The 18,194-nt window shown below is 62.5% G+C and carries 12 protein-coding genes; 3 read left to right on the top strand and 9 right to left on the bottom strand.

The window, feature by feature from the left end:
- Positions 1-2: 2 nt before the first annotated feature.
- A complete protein-coding gene (locus EPD66_RS01655; RefSeq protein WP_142846714.1) occupies positions 3-902 on the bottom strand; it encodes a DUF1403 family protein in 900 nt (299 codons plus the stop codon).
- 202 nt (positions 903-1,104) lie between these two features.
- The gene (locus tag EPD66_RS01650; RefSeq protein ID WP_142846713.1) at positions 1,105-1,569 is read right to left on the bottom strand and encodes an FMN-dependent NADH-azoreductase; all 465 of its coding nucleotides are present in this window, start codon (positions 1,567-1,569) and stop codon (positions 1,105-1,107) included.
- Between the two features lie 110 nt (positions 1,570-1,679).
- Here EPD66_RS01650 and EPD66_RS01645 point away from each other — a divergent pair, with 110 nt between their 5' ends.
- Positions 1,680-2,627: a LysR family transcriptional regulator gene (locus tag EPD66_RS01645; protein ID WP_255448321.1), complete on the top strand. Its 948-nt coding sequence runs from the start codon at positions 1,680-1,682 to the stop codon at positions 2,625-2,627.
- Positions 2,628-2,754: 127 nt separating this feature from the next.
- Here EPD66_RS01645 and EPD66_RS01640 read toward each other — a convergent pair whose 3' ends face one another.
- From EPD66_RS01640 to EPD66_RS01620, 5 genes are all read right to left on the bottom strand, one after another.
- Positions 2,755-5,928 carry a PAS domain S-box protein gene (locus EPD66_RS01640; protein WP_185961198.1) on the bottom strand — a complete coding sequence of 1,058 codons (3,174 nt, stop codon included), beginning with the start codon at positions 5,926-5,928 and terminating at the stop codon, positions 2,755-2,757.
- 560 nt (positions 5,929-6,488) lie between these two features.
- Positions 6,489-7,034, bottom strand: coding sequence for a sugar transferase (locus tag EPD66_RS01635; protein ID WP_304650003.1), 546 nt, complete (start codon positions 7,032-7,034; stop codon positions 6,489-6,491).
- A gap of 103 nt (positions 7,035-7,137) precedes the next feature.
- Positions 7,138-9,960 (bottom strand): autotransporter outer membrane beta-barrel domain-containing protein, encoded by a 2,823-nt coding sequence (locus EPD66_RS01630; protein WP_185961197.1) that lies wholly within the window; start codon positions 9,958-9,960, stop codon positions 7,138-7,140.
- Between the two features lie 200 nt (positions 9,961-10,160).
- On the bottom strand, positions 10,161-11,321 hold the full coding sequence (locus tag EPD66_RS01625; RefSeq protein WP_142846709.1) for a glycosyltransferase family 4 protein: 1,161 nt from the start codon (positions 11,319-11,321) through the stop codon (positions 10,161-10,163).
- Complete coding sequence (locus tag EPD66_RS01620) at positions 11,318-12,550, bottom strand: glycosyltransferase (RefSeq protein WP_185961196.1); 1,233 nt, start codon at positions 12,548-12,550, stop codon at positions 11,318-11,320. Before EPD66_RS01620 ends, EPD66_RS01625 begins: the two co-directional genes overlap by 4 nt.
- A gap of 62 nt (positions 12,551-12,612) precedes the next feature.
- On the opposite strand from EPD66_RS01620, the gene EPD66_RS01615 reads away from it, so the two are divergent.
- Positions 12,613-13,710, top strand: coding sequence for a glycosyltransferase (locus EPD66_RS01615; protein WP_142846706.1), 1,098 nt, complete (start codon positions 12,613-12,615; stop codon positions 13,708-13,710).
- Here the strand turns inward: EPD66_RS01615 and EPD66_RS01610 are convergent.
- Positions 13,702-14,448 carry an ABC transporter ATP-binding protein gene (locus EPD66_RS01610; protein WP_185961195.1) on the bottom strand — a complete coding sequence of 249 codons (747 nt, stop codon included), beginning with the start codon at positions 14,446-14,448 and terminating at the stop codon, positions 13,702-13,704. The two genes, EPD66_RS01615 and EPD66_RS01610, sit on opposite strands and share 9 nt — an antisense overlap.
- Positions 14,439-15,281, bottom strand: a complete 843-nt coding sequence (locus tag EPD66_RS01605) for an ABC transporter permease (protein ID WP_185961194.1) — start codon at positions 15,279-15,281, stop codon at positions 14,439-14,441. Before EPD66_RS01605 ends, EPD66_RS01610 begins: the two co-directional genes overlap by 10 nt.
- Before the next feature lie 114 nt (positions 15,282-15,395).
- Between EPD66_RS01605 and EPD66_RS01600 the strand changes: the two genes are divergently transcribed.
- On the top strand, positions 15,396-18,194 hold the full coding sequence (locus tag EPD66_RS01600; protein ID WP_142846701.1) for an STT3 domain-containing protein: 2,799 nt from the start codon (positions 15,396-15,398) through the stop codon (positions 18,192-18,194).

Raw genomic sequence — 18,194 nt, 5'->3', positions numbered from 1 at the left:
GGTCACAATCCATAGAGGCGGAAGCTGGGCCGCCCCGTCAGTTCGCGCACCGCATCCAATCCGACCAGCCGTTCCAGAAGGCGGCGCCGCGCCCGGTCCGACATGGCCGAGGGTCCGGCCGAAGGCGCCACGGCGTCGTTTTCCAGCAGCAGCGCCACCATGGCCGAGGTCTCCTTCGCCCGGATCTGGTGCTGCACCATCAGCAGCATGTCGGCGCGGGCGGCCATCTGCTCGGCCGAGGCATAGGCCCGGGCGGCAGCTTCGGCATAGGCCAAGGCGCATTCCTTCCGCCAAGCCATGCCTCCGATTTTTCCTGCCGTGAAACGGCGGCCGAGGAGCGGACGCGCCAGCAACGGCACCGCCACCGGCCAGCGGAGACGCCGGGCCAGCACGGCATCGGCCAGCCATAGGGCCAAAGGGAGTGACGTGGGGCAGGCCCGGATGGCTTCCTCGGCGATCGCCGCCGCCGCCCTTACCGGGGACAAGCTCCCTTCCGCCAGGGCGATGGCCGCCTCGGCCAGACTTTCCAGGCGATCCTCCGGCTTCTGGCCGATCTCGACAGCGGCGGCCCTGACCGCTTCCACGGAAAGACCGACAGGATGGACGAGGCGGCGCCAGAACAGGTAATGCCGCCCGGCCGGTCCGATCTCGGCGCCCATCTGACGATGACGATAGGCGTCGCGGATATCCTCCTCCTGCTCTGGCCGTCCCGCCCAAGCCGCCGTCGCCGCCGCCGCGCCCAAGGCCAGACGGTCGAGCCAGGCGCCCTGGCAGGGAAGGGGGTGGACGAGCAGGCGGTCCAGACTCGCCAGGGCTGCCCCCGCCCGAAAGAAGGCCGTCTCTTCATCGGCATTGTCATCCGGCAGGTCGGTGCGTGCCCAGAGGGGATACCGCATAAACATGGGAAAATCTGTGTCCAGCCGGGAAGGGTGCCGAGGATTAGAAAGATATCTCACCCTATCACATGACGGCGCTTTACGCACGTAATCACAGCCTTAAAGCGCCGTAGTCGTCTTGTTCTAGAAGTGTCCGATAACGTTGATTTATCGGACACAATAGTATTGTCAGGCTTTCCGGCCTTGGAAGTGATCGCGCCGCGAATCCCTACCGAAGTGACGAGCCCGAAGGAACGCGGCCTTCGCTATAGAGGCCACCACGGCTCTCGATGACGATGACCCGCTTGCTCTCCAGCAGGCCCTTCGGCCCTTCCTCCGTATAGCGGAAGGTCTCACCGGCGCGCAGGACATAGTCGAACCAGGCACGCAGCGTCGTTGGCACACTGAAATTATACATGGGCGCGCCAAGAATGATTGTGTCAGCGGCACGCAATTCCGCGATCAACGTATCGGAGAGGGCCCGCGCCGCGCGCTCCGCGTCCGTCCCGGGCTCGCCCCGCACGCCCGCGAGCGTGGCTTCCGTAAGATGGGGGATCGGCTCCCGGCCCAGGTCGCGGTGAACGACTTGGGCGGGACGGGAAGCGGTCAGGGCCTCGACGGCTTCTCGGACCAGGCTCTTCGAGATCGAAGACTCCCCCGTGACGGCGCTATCGATGACGAGGATATTGTTCATGGAACGGCTCTCAATGCATGGTTCTTTTGCTGGAGCCAAGATACGGTTGCGGTAACAGCAACGATAGCGCCACTTTAAGCACATCACTTTTGCAGAATCAGGAACATTAAGTGCCCGATCTCGAGGATATCCAGATCTTCAACGCAGTGGTCGAAAGCGGCAGCCTGACCCAGGCCGCCACACGGCTCGGCATGTCGAAGTCAGTGGTCAGTCGCCGGCTCGCCAAGCTGGAGGCGGATCTTGGTACGCCGCTGCTGGCACGCACGACGCGCGGCCTGTCTCTCACCGAGGCGGGTGTCGACTTTCGTCCCTTTGCCGAACGGATGATCGCGGATCTTCAGGCGGCGCGCGACGCCCTGAGCCGGCAGGGCGAGGCCACGGGCCGACTGCGTATCGCTGCGCCGACATCCTTCGGAAATTCACATCTCGCACCGGTCCTGGCGGAACTGGCCTTGCGCCATCCGCGCCTCGAGATCAACTGCGCCTATAGTGATCGGCTGGTCGACCTGATCAGGGAAGGCTTCGACGCGGCTGTGCGGATAGGCGCTCTTGCCGACTCCACGCTGATTGCACGCAGGATCGCGCCAATTAGTGCTGTCCTGGTGGCAAGCCCGGCCTATTTGGCAAGAAACGGCAAACCTGCGACGCCCGCAGATCTCGCGAATCACGATGCGATCCCGCATGGGGAAGCGACTTGGCAATTCCGGCATAAGGGCCGGACCTTTACGCACCGGCCGCGCGGCCGCTTCATCGCCGACAGCGGGCCGGCCGAACTCGCCGCTGTGATCGCGGGACTCGGCATCGCGATGATGCCAACATTCCTGGCGGGACCGGCGATCAAGAGGGGCGAAGTCGTGACCGTGCTCGACGACTATGAGATCCCCGAGGTCGGACTCTATATCGTGCGCCCGCCACCCGCCGAACCGGTCCCGAACAAGGTCAGGTTACTGACCGACATTCTGGTGGAGAAATTCGGCAACCACGATTGGGACCGTTGCCCGCGGCGGCAGCCCCAGAATGCTGCTGCCAATGCTACGGCAGAACATGGCATCGGTTAAAGTATCCGTGTTATGAGCCCTTCCCCTAGAATTTACGTAGGTCAACCACTAGTCATGTTCGACTGCGACGACATAGGTGACGAAGCCCCACCTCTAACCCGGCACAGTCAAGGGAACAGGTCACTTATCATGTATCACATTCCCACAGCAACTTTGACATCTCTGCAGCCGGAAGCGGTCGAGAAAAGAGATATCCTTGAGCTTCATCAAATCCTTCGGCGTTGACCGCATCAAGTTGTTCCTGAGTCTCAACGCCTTCGACCGTTGTAGTTATTCCGAGACTGCGCCCGATGTTGGCAACCGCCCGGACAATGGCCAGGGATTCACGTCCGTCAGGCAGATCGTTTATGAAACCGCGGTCTACCTTAATCTTGTCAAAGGGAAAGCTCCGCAGATAGCCAAGTGAGGAATAGCCGGTACCAAAGTCATCCATGGCGATCTTCACACCTAAGGCCCGGAGTTCCTGCAGAATCCACAAATTTGCGTCATTCTCGTCCAGCATGACAGATTCCGTGATCTCAAGCTGAAGGCGGGAAGGAGAAAAGTCCGACGCTTCGAGTGCATCAGCTACTATTTGCACAAGATTGCCGTCTTTGAACTGCAATGGCGAAAGATTGACAGCAACAGCAACATCATCAGGCCAAGCGGAGGCCTCTTTGCAGGCTTTCTGCAAAACCCATTCGCCAATCGGAATGATGAGCCCGCTTTCTTCTGCCAATGGGATAAAGTCGGCGGGCGATATCATGCCCTTTTTTGAATGGCGCCAGCGTACCAGGGCCTCGCATGTCCTTACCTTATTGGAGGACAGTTCAACAAGCGGCTGAAAGAACAGTTCCAGCTCGTTGTGGGTGATTGCGCTCCTCAGCGCAATCTTAAGCTCCTGTCGGGCCTGCAAGTGGGCATCCATTCCAGATGCAAATCGTCGGAAGGTTCCCCCACCATCCGCTTTGGCGCGGTAAAGAGCGACGTCAGACGCCCGAACCAAATTCTCTACAGTGGTCCCGGCTTCTGGTGCAAATGCGATTCCGACACTGGTTCCGATGCTGATGGACAATCCCTCCACATCGAAGGGTTCCCGCAAATTCTCGATGATGCGCTTAGCAAGTTCATCGGCATCATCCATTCGCCGGACCATCGACTGAATGACAACGAACTCGTCACCACCGATCCGCGCAACGGTATCTCCCTCGCGGACAGAAGATCGCAGCCGATCCGCAACCTGGCGCAACAGCGCATCTCCGGTCGGATGTCCGTATGTATCGTTGACAGGTTTGAAACCATCAAGATCCAAGGTCAACACCGCAACGCGCGCACCGAGTCCGAGCTTCGCCAAGTCGCGCTCGAGCCGCTCATGAAACAGCAAGCGGTTCGGCAGATTTGTTAAAGCGTCGTGACGAGACATATGGAAGATTTGGGTTTGTGCCTGGGAACGCTCTTGCTCCGCTCGTCGGCGCTCGGACGTATCCCGGAAAAATATCGACAATCCCTCCTCAGTGGGAGATGCATGCACCTCTAGCCATAATTCATGTATTGAAAGATATTCCTCGAACGTCACCGGCGCTTTCGATGTTAGCGCTTTCTTGTATTGCGCACCAAATACACCGTTCTCTTCTTCCGGATATATCGACCAGAGCTCTTTGCCTATTGCGTCATCTCCAAGACCAAGCAATCTCTTTGCATTGGAATTTATATAAGTCAAATGCCAATCATGATTGACTGCGACGACACAGTCCATCGTGCTTTCGAGAACGGAGGCAAGTTTATTTGCGGCCTTCTCGGCGTCGCGGCGGGCTTCTTCCGTTGCATCACGAGCTGACTTGGCATCCGTAATATCGCGCCACATCGTGAGGATTCGTACCGGCTTTCCATCTTTGCCGATAATCGGCGCGGCTATTACATCCATGTAACGGGTCTCGCGGTCATATGTCACGACCGCCGCCTCAAAACGCGCTGTTTGTCCGGATCGTACTTGCGAAATGGCCAACTCTGCCTTAGCGGAGTCATCAGGCGCCATTACGGTATTCCATCGCAGATCACTCAATTCTGCCTCGTCCGACAAGCCGAACATTTCGCGTCCGGTCCTGTTCATAAGGAGCGGTTCACCCTCCAAGTCGAGGAGCCGAATGCAGTCCGGGCTGCTATCGAATATACTGCGGATAAAAGCCTCGCTTTCCTCAAGCGCCATTTCGGAGGCTCTTCGCTCAGAGATATCCAGAACGGAACCTGCGAAGCCTAACAAAGTGCCGTCGGACGCCAGGCGCGGTTCTCCTACATCGATCACCCATGCCCAACTTCCATCCTTGCGGCGCATCCGGTACTCGAATTGCAATGCAGTACAGGATTCACTAGCCTCAGCGAAGCTGGATAGTACCGTCTCTTGGTCATCCGGATGCACGGCCTCAAGCCACCCATGGCCTAGCGCTTGCTGTTCGCTTTGCCCCGTCATCTCATACCAACTACGATTAAGATAGGTGGTAGAGCCATTTCCATCGGTGAGCCAAATCATGACGGGAACGCTGTCTGCGATCAGGCGAAAACGTTGTTCGCTTTCTCGCAAAGCCTCTTCGGCATTTCTTCGCTCGTGAATATCCTCAAGCAGGCCATACCATCTGGAAACACGACCGCGTTCATCCCTGCGAGCAGCGGCGCGAGTTCTGACCCACCGATAGCTGTCCTCGGCGTCACGAAGGCGGCATTCCACGTCAAATGCTTTTCCGGTGGCGACGGCCTCCTGCCACCGCTCGCAGACAACTGGCAGGTCATCCGGGTGGATACACGCCTTCCATCCCGAACCATAGGCAGCCGCGGCCTCCAATCCAGTAAGATGAAACCATGTTGGACCAACCTCGATCACTTCCCCAGCAGCGTCAGCCACCCATGGAACTTGCGGATGAAGTTCTATCAGCGACCGGTAATGCTCCTCACTCTCGCGCAGGACACGCTCGGTCTCCCTCATCTCTGTTACGTCGGTGATCACCACAATCAAAAATTTCTGGCTGCCGTCAGGACCAGGAAGAGCAACACAATGCTTATGTGTGACGAGCGTTTTGCTTCCTCCTTCAGGAGGTGTGATCACTTCCTCGAAAATACGTTCTTTGCCAGTTGCAAGTATCTCGCGATCAATGGCGACGATGCGATCCGCTTGGTCGTGCGGCAGGAAATCATGGTCTGTTCGTCCAATGACTTCCGACGCAGAACACCCGATCAGGGCACAGGCCGGACTATTTACATGCACAAACCGTGAGTGCTCATCCTTCACGATGACAGGATGACGAAAGCCAGAAAAAATGGCTGATATCACCTCAAGGGCTCCACCATTTCGGGTGCGATCTTCGCTAGCTGGGACAGAGGACATCAACAGCCTATGAATCAAAAAGGTTTAACCGCACCTGGACGTGATTGCGGCCGGCCTGCAGGAAATACCCCAACGCCTCAAAAATTTTCAAGCTGCATAATACCTGCTGTATATTTTTACCATCCGGATTTTAAATATATTTATTATTCCGATTATTATTCCACCTCAGATTTCAACGCAGCTTTGAACCGCATCTGTCGACAAATCCACGGGACAAGGATCGGATGGACGACACAGGGGGCATTCCTGGCATTTGTCCATGTTCTGAAACCAAGTTTTTCTGGGCGAGCGAAGACATCAGGCAGAACATCAACACGGGCCACCTTTCGATCTTCTTGCTTCCACGCAGTTCCGCGAGCCCTGGTGGGTTTACGCGGCAATATCCGTAAGGCACACGGTATTTCTTGTGTGTTCTTAAATTCCCGAGAACCCTCCCGGGATCAGTTGGACTTACTAAATTTGAGGCGTTCCAGGAGATGTTCAGGTAGGTGATCCCTAGTTCCCTGTTACTCCGCCGATACCGAGTGGGCTGGCATTTCAGCTAGGAGAACGGCCTTGGGATGGTGAACAGGGCGCCGCAGGACGGAACGCAGCGTTCTCAAGAGAACCACGCGCGTCATCCCGACGCCGCTTTTGCGCACATAGAAGCAGTCTAACCGTTCGCGCTGCCGCGAACTGAGGTGGCGCCCTGTGGCTTGAGCCAAGCCGGTGATGCCAGGCAGCACAGCGAAACGTTCGGAAGCATGCGTCAAGTAGTCGCGGCTGTCCTCAAGGGTCAGAGGACGGGGGCCGATGAGCGCCATATCCCCCATCAACACATTAATCAGTTGCGGCAGTTCATCGATGCCGAGGCGACGGATCAGCCGGCCAAGCCGGCTGATCCTGACGTCGCCTTGCGCCGTCCGGTACATGGTTCGCAATTTGAAAATACGGAATGGCCGCCCGTGACGCCCCAGCCGGGTCTGCAGGAACAGGGGAGAACCCGGGCTGTCCAGACGGATCGCCAGTGCCAGCACCAACAGCGGCAAGGCGAGGAAGAGCAGGGCAACCAAGGCCACACCCCGATTGCCCCACCCATTCGCCTCGTGCTGCCCCGGAGAGGCAACCGCAAGGGCGGCTGGCATCTCCGGGACTCTCGACCTGATCAAGATGGTTTTACCAGGTCAGGCCGGCACGCAGCCGGATCGCATGATCGGTGCTGTCTTCGCCGAAGCGGCCTGCCCAGCCGGCAGAGAAAGACATGTCCCTGCCTTCGAGCGTTGCCGAGAGGCCAAACATGGCCGTGTCGAGGGGATCGCGACGACCTGCGACCTGCCAAGTCGAACTCCCCGCCTGAGCGAAGCCCGCCACTAGGTCGACGTCTCTGTCTGCCAGAGCTCGCAGCCACATGGCTTCGGCATGAGGAATAAAGGTATAGCCCGAGCCGATATCGAAGCTCCGCCACAGGCCGGCGCCAAGACGGCTGGTGGCACTGAAGCGAGTCGTGCTGTCCATCCGCAGGTTGGCCGCCCCGGCGCCTCGTTCCGTCCAGCCTTCTTCCCACAGATGGCTCAGCGACAGGCCGGCCAAGGGTTCGAGCGTGAAATGATCGAGGGCAATGCGATAGGAGGTGCCGATATCGCCGATCACTTCATAGCCCAGGTGGTCGCCCTTTGCCGTCAGGGCGAGGCCGCCGGCCTGAATGTGTCGCGTGCTCTCCAGATCGTGACGGGCAAGGCCGAGCGACCCGTCGATCCGCCAGTCACCCTGGCTCCAACCACCATAGCCCGAGGCGAAGACGGTGGTATTGGAACCCTTGAGCGAGCCGTCGGAGGTCTTGCTGTCGCCATTGGCCAGACCGAACGCCACACCGAGGGTCAGGTTTTCGTTCCATTGCGTATCGGTGCCGACGATCAGGCCCTGCATGTCGTAGGTCTGGCGGCTGAATTGGGAATCGGCATCCCGCGAGCCCCAGCCCGCCACGCCACGCACCCAAAGTCCGGGCCTTGCGCCCTGTGAAGGGCCTGAACCCAAACCGAGGAATGACTGCTGCTGGATGTCCTCGCCGTCCTGGCCCAGAGCCATCAGCCTGTCGAGGGCCGCAGCACTATTGCCACCGGAGAAGGCCAACTGGGTCAGCAACGAATTACCGCTGCCGCCGCCAGCGGAACCAAAGCGGAGATCGGCCATGCGCTGAGCGATGCCGCCGGTCAGAGCCGCCGTCGAGGCACTGCTCATGGCGGCGGTGCTGCTGCTATCGGCGCCGGACAGGACATGCATCGCCTGGTCCAGGTCCTTCTGGTCAAGCGCATACAATTCCTGGAGCAAGGCCGCCATTTCCCCCGTTGCCGTTTCGGACATGTCGTCGAGGGCAGCCGCCGGACCCCGGTTCGAGTGCCGCGTCACTGCTTCACGAAGAGCACGGATTTGTTCGAGAGTCAGGGTGACGTCATGGCCGCTATAGGCGAGCGAGCCGCGGAAGGTAGCGCTGTCGATGCTGGTGTTGCCGAAGGTTCCGACCACCTGATTGGCACTGAGGATCGTCGTCGTGACACTGCCATTGGCGTATTGGCCGGGCAGGGGAAGGACGCGAAGCGTGGCATTGTTCAGAATCGCCGCGCCAGCCACCGTCACGTGATCCCTGGCCCCAGTCTCGTCTACGCGGATTTCGTAGAAGCCTCCAGGCATGAACGCAAGACTGTGTGCGGTGACGCCGCCAAAGTCGCGTGGGGCGAAGGTGCCGGCGATCATCAACTGACCGAATTGCCCTTGACCTGACAATCGGGCACCCGCGGCGATTTGGGCGTTGAGGGGAGCCATCATGGGGCCGGCAGTCAGCAACTCACCGCCCATGATGCTGACATTGCCAAGCAACGAGACGTTACCGGCCAGGGTCAACAGCCCATCCCCGGTCTTGAGGAGACTGCCGTTGCCCATAAGGCTGCCGTTGAACGTTCCGTCCTGCGTCTGGGCGAATTCAACATTGGCGCCAGAAGCAACGTCGATGACTCCTTGCAGCGAGGTGGAGTCGCCGGCGAGCGTGCCCTGTTCCACTTGGGTGCTGCCGGAATAGCTGTTGTTGCCGGTGAGCAGCAGGCGCCCGGTGCCGCTCTTGATCAGCGTGCCGTCGCCCGTGATCTGGCCTGTATGGGTGCCGCCGTCGTTTTGGTGGAATTCGACGGCAGCGCCAGAATTGATGGCGATCGCGCCTTGCAGCGCGTTGGTATCGCCAACCAAGATCCCTTGTTGAATCTGCGTTCCACCGGAATAGCTGTTGTTGCCGGTCAGCAGCAGGCGTCCAATGCCGCTCTTGATCAGCGTGCCGTCGCCCGTGATCTGGCCTGCATGGGTACCGTCGTCGTTTTGGTGGAATTCGACGGCAGCGCCGGAATTGACGGCGATAGCGCCTCTCAGCGCGTTGGTATCGCCAGCCAGGATGCCTTCATGAACCGCCGTTCCACCGGAATAGCTGTTGTTGCCGGTCAGCAGCAGGCGTCCAATGCCGCTCTTGATCAGCGTGCCGTCGCCCGTGATCTGGCCTGCATGGGTGCCGTCGTCGTTTTGGTGGAATTCGAGTTCGGCTCCACCGCTGATGGCGAAATCGTTCTTGAGGCTGAAGGTGCTGCCGATCAGGCGCCCGTTCAGGATGTCGGTGCCGCCGGAATAGCTGTTGTTCCCGCTGAGGGTGAGGGCGCCGCTGCCATCCTTCACCAGCTTTCCGCCACTCATCACGGTGCCGGAGAACGTCCCGTCCGTGTCCTGGTCGAAGGTAATGTTGGTCCCGGCAGAGACTGCTACATATGACGCCATGAAGTCGGAGGTGGCGATGGCATTGCCAGTATCAATCAACAATCTATTGACGCTGGCATTCCCTAGCATGATCAGGCTGCCATTGCCTTGCATCCGCACAATGTTGGCAGAGCCTTCGAAGGTGCCGTCAGTGCAGTGAAGTTGGCTGCCTGAGGGCGTGCACACGGCAGGCTGCGATGCCTGGGACATGGCCGTATCCGGCGCCATCGCTGCGGCCAACACCACGGCGCCACCGAACGCCACGCCGTATTTGACGGGCGCTCCCCCCCTCAATCCAAATCTCATAAAACTTCCCCCTTACGAACCGACCTTCTGTCGGCAAGTGGAAAGATGATATTTGGGTGCTCGACCAAGCGCAACGGGAGTAATTGTGACGGATTGTGACGAAACTACTTTTCTTCTGAAATAAACTTACAACTGGTTAAAAATCCCGACATGAAACTCTTTGGCGAGAATAGTCTCGATTGCTGTTCTACCTTCTCGCGCAGATCGTCCTGCAGATTCTGGTCAGCCAATACGGCACAGATGCGCTCAATCGCCATGGCGTCGTCATCAAACAGCAGCCGGCCGTCGCCGAGGATTTCCGCCGGCCCGCCGTCCCGGTTGGCGAAGCACAGGCAGCCGCGCCGGATGATTTCGGCGATGGCGATGCCGAAATGTTCGCCGACCATGCCGTGGATGCCGTAACGGCATTTGGTGATCAGTTCGATCAGCGCGGAGCGGGGCAGATCGAGATGAACCCTGACCCATTCCCCTTCGGCCTCGGCCGCCGCGCAAACCTTGCGGTAATAAGCCGCGTCACCGATCTGGCCGCAGATATCCATGGTGATGTCGAAACCGCGCCGGCGGACCTGGCGCAGCACCGCGATCATTTCGAGAATGCGTTTCTCGGGGGCGAAACGTCCCAGGCAGATGAAGCTGTCGCGCCGTTCCTCCCAATCCTGGTTGGAGGGGGCAACCGGTGCCGGCGGATAGAGCACTTGGCAGGGCGCGCCATCATACCATTCCTGATAATACCGCCCCGTCCAGGCGGAATTGACCAGCGTCAGATTGGTACGGATCGACTTGCGCGCATCGCCGAACAAGGCAATGACGATGCTGCGATAGAGCCAGACCAAGGGTTTGGGGTGATACCATCGCAGATCGTGTCCAGGGCGCGGATAGGCGGCCCAAGGGAAGTGGACGTATTGTACCATGCGCCGTCCCACATCCATCTCGTTCTCCGCGCTCGCCACCACATCGAAGTCGCGCTCGCGCAACAGCCGGCGGGCGAAGCTCTGCAGGATGGACCGGCGCAGCAGGGCCAGACGGAACGGGATGAGATCCAGCAGGCGGCCCAGCCAGCGCGGCACCAGCACCACTCCGGCACCGTCCGGGGGGACATTGGTGCCGAAACGGTCGTTCATCAGGGCGAAATCCGGCTTCTCCCACGCCAGCAAGGTTACCTGATACTCCGCCCGCAGGCCCTGCAAGGCCCAGGCGGCGACACAGGTTCCGCCGCCGGGTCCGTCGAAGGAGGGAGCGATCAGCAAGGCCTGTTTCATCGTCATCCTTTCTCCATGACGGAGGTGAAGACCGGACGGGCCTGGCGCGTCCAGGCTTGGTCCCAAGTCTCGTTCCAGGGGCCGCCCAGAAGTCTCGCGGCGGACCGGGCCTCGGCCAGGGCGGCATCCGTGCCCAGGACCCGCAGATGGGCAGCCAGCCCTTCGGCATCGGTGAAGGTCTCGGCCGCCGGGGCAGGCGGCAGGCCGGCGCGCAATCCCGGTCCGTAGTCGAGAGCCAGGACCGGCAGGCCAGCCCCGACCATGTCGCTGATCTTCATCGGGAAATCAGCTTGGGAGGCGGAGCGGTGCAACGAGATGCCGAGATCGGCGGCGCGCAGCGAAAGCCTGAAATCCTCCTCGCTCAGCCATCCCGTCACGATATGCAGATGGGCACCCTGCAATACCGCCGCCCGCCGCAGGAAGGCCTCGCGCCCCGGTCCCCGGCCGGTAGCGATCAACAGGATCGGTTTGCCGTCCGCTCCGAGTCGGCCCAGGGCATCGAGCAGCATGTCCATCTCTTCATCCAGGCTCCAGCTTGTCGGGCTGACCAGGACCCGGTGGGGCCGGAAAGCGGGATCGCCGCCCAGGACGGCCAGCAGGCGGGCCAGCGCGGCCGTCCGTTCGCTTCCTTCCAGCGGTGCCTCGACCCGCGCCGGCCGGTCGGGAAGCATTGCCGCCCCCTCGATCTGCCAAAGCTCTTCCAGCCTGCTGGCAAGGACCGGCGTGACCGCCAGATGGCCGGCGGCTTGACGTCCGAAATGTCCTTCGAGGCGACGCAGCAACCCAACCAGGCGATGGTCCCGCCCCAAGCGCAGGGCGAGCATGGCATGGGACAGGTTGTGCCAATCGATCACGACGCCGATGCCGGCCCGCCGCGCCTCGGCCAGCGCAAGCGGCAGCGCCGGCACCGCCGGCGGCACCTGGATCAGCGCCATGTCGGCATTGTGGAAGGCCCGGCGCAGCACCCTGCGCAGGCGCAGGGTCATTATGCCGGCCCGCAGCCCGGCCAGCGGCAGATAGGCCAGGCGCGGCAGGTCGCGCCAACGCGAGGTTCCCGGGCCGCCGATAGCATTCAGGTCGACTGTCGCGGGCAGGTCGGGCAGGGCCGCATCGGCGATATAGCCGACTAGGCTGACACTGGCGCCCGCTTGGCAGAGCGAGCGGACATGGGCCACCATGCGGGGGCTTTGGGCCAGATCCCCCAGCACCACGACCACCACCCTTTTGCCTTCCATTCGCCCCGCCGCCATCGCTACTATCCCCTTTGGTATAAGCAGGTTTAGCAGGCCGTTTCCCCGTGACAAGCTCAAAAACCGGTTTCCCCAAGATCGCGCTGGCCGGGGGATATACGGCCGGTCATGTCATGCCGATGCTGGCGGTGGCCGAAGCCTGGGAGCGCCGTTTCCCTGGATCGGTGCCGCTGTTCCTGGGCGAGAAGGGGGGATTCGAAGCGGATTTGCTGGACCGCCTCGGCCATGTCTTGCACGGCGTTCCGGGACGCCCCCTTCATGGCGTGACCGGGGTCTTCGGTCGGCTGGCAAGCTATGGCGCCGTCCTGGGCGGCATGATCGCCGCACGGCGCGTCTTGCGGCGGGAGAAAGCCGCGCTGGTCCTGGGATTCGGTGCCTATGCCACGGCCGGCATTCTGCTCGGCGGCCGCAGCCTCGGCCTGCCCACCGCCATCTACGAGGCGAATGTCCTGCCCGGACTGACCAACCGCCGGCTGGCCCGTCATGTCGACCTCCGTTTCGTCAACTGGGCCGAGACCTGCGGACAGAAGGGCTGGGAAGATGCCTTGGCGGTGGGCCTTCCGGTCCGGCGGGGCGTCATCGAGGCGGCGGCGGCGCGGCGGATCGGCAATCATCCGACATGGCGGCTGCTGGTTACCGGCGGCTCGTTGGGCAGCGCTTTCCTCAATCGCGTCCTGCCACCGCTCGCGGCCAGGCTAAAGAGCGGTGGTATGGCTCTGGACATTCTGCATCAGGCAGGCCGGGGCCAGGAAGGCGCCGTCGCCGCCGCCTATGCGGCCCGGGGCATCGCCGCCCGTGTCGAGGCCTTCCTCGACGACATGCCCGCCGCCTGGGCCTGGGCCGATGCCGCTATCTGCGCCGCCGGAGCCAGCACCTTGGCCGAAGTCCAGGCCAGAGGCCTGCCGGTGATGGTGGTGCCGGTCGCGGCGGTCGCCGATGGTCATCAGGATTTCAATGCCGCCGCCTTCTCGGCGGCGACCGGCCATCCCTGGGTGAGGGAGGCCGACTGGGACGAGGACCGCGAGGCACGGCGGCTTGCCGGCATGCTGGACGGCAGGGGCCGGGACGGGAAGACAGTCCCGCAAGGGGATGCCGCCGCCGAAGCCATCGTCGATGCCTGTGCCCGCCGTCTCGGCTTAGGATAACGCGCGGTATTCCCGCAGCATGCCTGCGACGTCGCGGCTGTCCCCCCGCAGACGCCCCTTATCAAGCCACAGGATGCGGTTACAGGCTTCCTCAAGGATCGACAGATCGTGCGAGACGATGAGCGCCGTATGCGGCCGGTCCTGCTGGCGGCGGATATGGTCGACGCAACGATTGCGGAAGGCGGCATCGACCACGGCCAGGACTTCGTCCACCAGATAGATGTCGGGGGCGGCATGAACCGCCACCGACCAGGCGAGACGCATCCGCGCCCCTGTGGACAGGCGCTTGACCGGCTGGTCCAGCATGTCCTGCCCGTCGGCGAAGGCAACGATCCGGTCCATCCGCTCGGCCGTCTGGCGTCGGGTCATGCCCAGCAGCGCGCCACGCAGGAACAGATTCTCCCGCGCCGTCAGGTCGTGGTGGAAGCCGGTTCCTTCCTGCAGCAGCGGCCCGACGCGGCCGCGTACGGACAACGCACCCTCGTTGGGCCGCATGATGCCGGCGATCATCTTCAGGAAGGTGGACTTGCCCGCGCCATTGGCGCCGATCAGTCCCACCACCTCGCCCTGTCTGATTTCGACGCTCAGCTCCCGCAGTCCCCAGAATCCTGCATCCTCCCTGGTCGCACGAGGATTGAGGCGGCGGTGCAGGGCTTCCTTGAGCGATCCGGCGCCGGGCGAGGCGCTGCGCTGGAAGCGCTTGCCCAGGCCATGCGCCTGGATGGTGATCACACCCATTCGACCACCAGATCCTCGAGCCGACGAAAGAGCCATAGCCCGCCGAAGACCAGGATCGACGTAACGACGGCCCAGCTGACGAGGCCGAGGGGATCCGGCCCCGGCAGGCCGAGCACGGCATGCCGGCCTAGGTCGAGGATCGCCGTCGCCGGATTGAGGGCCACCAGCCATTGCCATTCCTCCGGCACCATGGACAACGGATAGACGACGGGGGCGAGGAACATCAGCAATTGCACGGCCACCGGAATGACGCGCGAGACATCGCGGTACAGCGCCTCGAGCGGCGCCATCCACAAGGACAGCCCGAAAGCCAGAAGCCCGGCCATCAGGATGGCGAGCGGCAGCGCGAGGATGTTCAAGCCGATGGGCTGCCCCAGGAGCAGGCAATAGGCCAACAGGACCACCAGTCCGGCCAGCAGATCCAGCGAGGCCGACAGCGTGACGGTCAGCGGGATCAGCAGGCGCGGAATATAGAGACGGGCGACAAGGTCGGCATTAACCACCAGGCTGGCGGCGCCATCGGTGACCACGCGCGCGAGATATTGCCAGAGCAGCAGGCCGCAGAAGGCGAAAAGGACATAGGGGGTCTCCCCGGCGAGATGGGGGCGGGTTACGGCGGAGAAGACGAGGGTAAAGACCAGAGCGCCGAGCAGGGGCTGCAATACCACCCAGGCCGGTCCCAGAATGGCCTGCTTGTAGCGTAGCCGGAAATCCCGCTCGACCAAGCCGCGCAGCACGCCGCCTGCCGTCATTGCCTCCTTGATCTGCCCGGCCAGCCCCGGCGGTTCCCGGCCGATCCGGCGCAGGGGCTGGTCGTTCTGCGGCACTGTCATCTGATTCCCGCCTTGACTGCTTCCGTAGTTGGATAACGCGGCGGGATGTGGCAAGAGTGTCCTCGGCCGCGAAGAGCGTGATACAGGATCAATGCCGTCGGCTTCCAGGAAAAGATGAACGACCATCGAAGCGCGACCTTGGGTCGAGTATTCACCTTCACGGCAATCTTACTGCTGGCCGCGCTGATGCTGTGGATCCGGTTGTTGCCCCAGGATCTGGTGGCCGCCGATCAATGGGCCGAGGCCAGCGCGCGTGCCCAGGTGGATGCACAGATCGATCCGCGACTGCCGCCGGCGCAGCGCGAAGCAGTGCTGCAGGCATTGTTGAACGACAACCGCCAGGTGGTCGACGAAGTGCGGGCCGACCTGCGGAGGCTGTTCCATCAGGACGTTTCCTTCGCCACGCCCGACGGCAAGCGTCACCTCTTCCTGGGCGGCGACGACGATTATTATTTCCTGCGCCAGGCGCGCAACATCCTCCAGCATGGTTCGGCCTGTCCCTCCGTCGTCAACGGGCAATGCCTCGATCACTTGGTCGATGCGCCCTTGGGCCGGGTGATGGAAAAGCCCTTCTCGCCCCATCCTTATGCCATCGCGGGCCTGCATCGGCTGCTCACTCCTTTCTGGCCCGACCTTCCCTTGATGGTGACGGCCGAATTGCTGCCGACGCTCATGATGCTGCTGGCGGTGCCGCTGGTGTTCCTGTCGCTTCAGCGCCTGATCATGCGTCACCAGGGCGGCGGCAGCCTGACGGCGGGCTTCGCCGCGATGCTTGGAACGGCCGCGATCCTGCTCTGCCTGCCGGTGCTGGGCCGCAGCCTGGGCGGCGACAACGACGTCTGGGTGGTGCTGCTTCCCCTGTTCACCCTTTTCCTGCTGAGTTTTGCGCTCGATCGGGCCACGCCCGCCGGACAGGTGGCGGCAGCCCTGGGCGCCGGGGGGCTGCTGGGGTTGCTCGCGGCCGGTTGGGGCGGTTGGCATCTCTTCGCCGCCATCTTCCTTTCCGGATTGATCGGCCTGCTGGCGTGGAGCGTGATCGCCCGTCTCGCCTCCGGCCAGAGCCAGTACCTTACGGCCCGTTCCGGGCGGGCCTTGGCGGCACTGGTCCTGGGGCTTCTGGCGGTCGCCACCCTGTTGCAGGCGGGCATCGACTGGGGCGAGACCCTGACCGATATCACCAATGCGCTGGGCCTCGGTGCTCGGAGCGTGGTCCTGGACAATGCGCCGGATCCCAATCCCTTCGCTTTCGTCGGCGAATTGCAGAACGTGCCGATCCGCCAGATGGTGCATTATTTCGGGCCGCTCGCCTTCATCCTGGGCGTGATCGGACCGCTGCTCGCCCTGACCCCGGAGCGGGGACGGCCCTATCGCCGTCTCGCCATCGCCGCCGTCCTCGCACTCATCGTGGCGGTGGTGATGTATGCGGGACTGGGGCAGGGCTATCGCCTCCTGGCCCTGATGGTGGCGGTGACGAGCTGCGCCCTGCTGCTTTGGCGCGCTTTCGCCAATGCGGCACCACCGGCTTTTGCCTTGTTCGGAGCGATCTGGCTGTTCGTCGGCCTGATGCTGTCGCAAGACGGGCAGCGCTACATCCTGCTGCTGGGGCCGCCTTTGGGTCTGGGTGTCGCCATGTCTTTCGCCGCGCTTATGAAGGACACCGAGGGAGCCATCGGGGCGTCCTTGCGCCGGGGCTACAAGGCTGCCGTGCTGGGCGCGGCCTCGCTTGGCGCCGGTCTCGCCTTGCTGCTACCGCTGCTCGCGCCCAGCATCAACGAAGCCAAGTTCCAGGTGCCCAGGCTGAATGCCGCCTGGGCGGGGGTGCTGGATCATATCCGCCAGGACAGCGCGCCCGATGCGATCATCACCACCTGGTGGGATTACGGTCATTGGGCGAGTTTTCTCGCCGAACGGAAGGTGACCCTGGACGGGGCCAGTCTGCGCTATCGCAGCATTCATTGGGTCGGGCGCGCCTTGGCGGCACCCGATCCGGCCGAGGCCGCAGGCATGTTGCGGATTCTGGCCTGCGGCGGATCGCCCGAGGGACAGCGCCCCTTCGAGGCGCTGGTCGCGGCGGGGGTGGATCGCGCCGATGCCTTCACCATCGTCACCTCCGCCGCGCGTGACGACGAAGCGGCCAGCAAGGCGCGTCTGGCACGGACGGCGCTGTCTCCTGACCGGCAGGAGGCGATCCTGCACAGCCTTCATTGCCAGCCGCCCGAACATCTCCTGGTAACCACCAACAAGTTGCTGGAAACACCGGCCTGGGCGGTGTCGGGCCTGTGGAATCCGGAACTGGCCTGGCTGAACGAAGCGGTGCTGCGCGGCAATGAGGTTCTGCTGGAGCAAATCGCCGCGCGTCTCTCCCTGCCGGGTCCGCAATTCGAAACCTTGCTGGCCCAGGCGCGGGAGGCGGACAGCGACTTCGCCAAGGCTGTCTTCGCCGCCCCCGATGCCGTCATCTGGTCCACCGGCTGGCACGATTGCACGTTCCTCGACGAGCGGAAAATGACCTGCCCGCTGGGGCTGCGGAGTGCCGAAGGTATCCATCTCCGCTCCCTCACCTTCGATTTGGCCACGCCGCAAGACATGGTCTTTGACGCCCGGGCGGGCAACGGCCAGCCACTGGGCTTGCGGCCCGGCCTGATCCGTCTCGCCCTCCGCGACCGCCTGCTTGATTTCGCGCCCGAGGCGGACGGCGCGAATGTGGCGGTCGTCGTCGACGGCGAGGCCGGCCGGGTTTTTGTCGCTTCCCCCGGCATCGCGCGCTCTTTCCTGGTACGTCTGGTCCTGTTCGATGGCCGCTATGACGGGGATTGGGTCGAGAAGGTCGCCCAAGGCCGCACCGAGACCGGCGAAGTGGTGACCGCTTGGCGCATGCGCTCGCCCTCCCTGCCAGATGAAAGTGAGAAATAG

This window comes from Telmatospirillum sp. J64-1 (genome assembly GCF_006980715.1).
GTDB classification, from domain to species: Bacteria; Pseudomonadota; Alphaproteobacteria; order Rhodospirillales; family Magnetospirillaceae; genus Oleiliquidispirillum; species Oleiliquidispirillum nitrogeniifigens.
Note: the sequence above shows the minus strand (reverse complement) of the source record. Positions and strands in the feature narration are given on the sequence as shown.

Bases quoted from the DNA above. Each gene is read 5' to 3' on its own strand.
- EPD66_RS01610 (WP_185961195.1), bottom strand. From the start codon at position 14,448: ATGGGTGTGATCACCATCCAGGCGCATGGCCTGGGCAAGCGCTTCCAG.
- EPD66_RS01630 (WP_185961197.1), bottom strand. From the start codon at position 9,960: ATGTCCCAGGCATCGCAGCCTGCCGTGTGCACGCCCTCAGGCAGCCAA.
- EPD66_RS01650 (WP_142846713.1), bottom strand. From the start codon at position 1,569: ATGAACAATATCCTCGTCATCGATAGCGCCGTCACGGGGGAGTCTTCG.
- EPD66_RS01620 (WP_185961196.1), bottom strand. From the start codon at position 12,550: ATGGAAGGCAAAAGGGTGGTGGTCGTGGTGCTGGGGGATCTGGCCCAA.
- EPD66_RS01655 (WP_142846714.1), bottom strand. From the start codon at position 902: ATGTTTATGCGGTATCCCCTCTGGGCACGCACCGACCTGCCGGATGAC.
- EPD66_RS01605 (WP_185961194.1), bottom strand. From the start codon at position 15,281: ATGACAGTGCCGCAGAACGACCAGCCCCTGCGCCGGATCGGCCGGGAA.
- EPD66_RS01600 (WP_142846701.1), top strand. From the start codon at position 15,396: ATGAACGACCATCGAAGCGCGACCTTGGGTCGAGTATTCACCTTCACG.
- EPD66_RS01625 (WP_142846709.1), bottom strand. From the start codon at position 11,321: ATGACGATGAAACAGGCCTTGCTGATCGCTCCCTCCTTCGACGGACCC.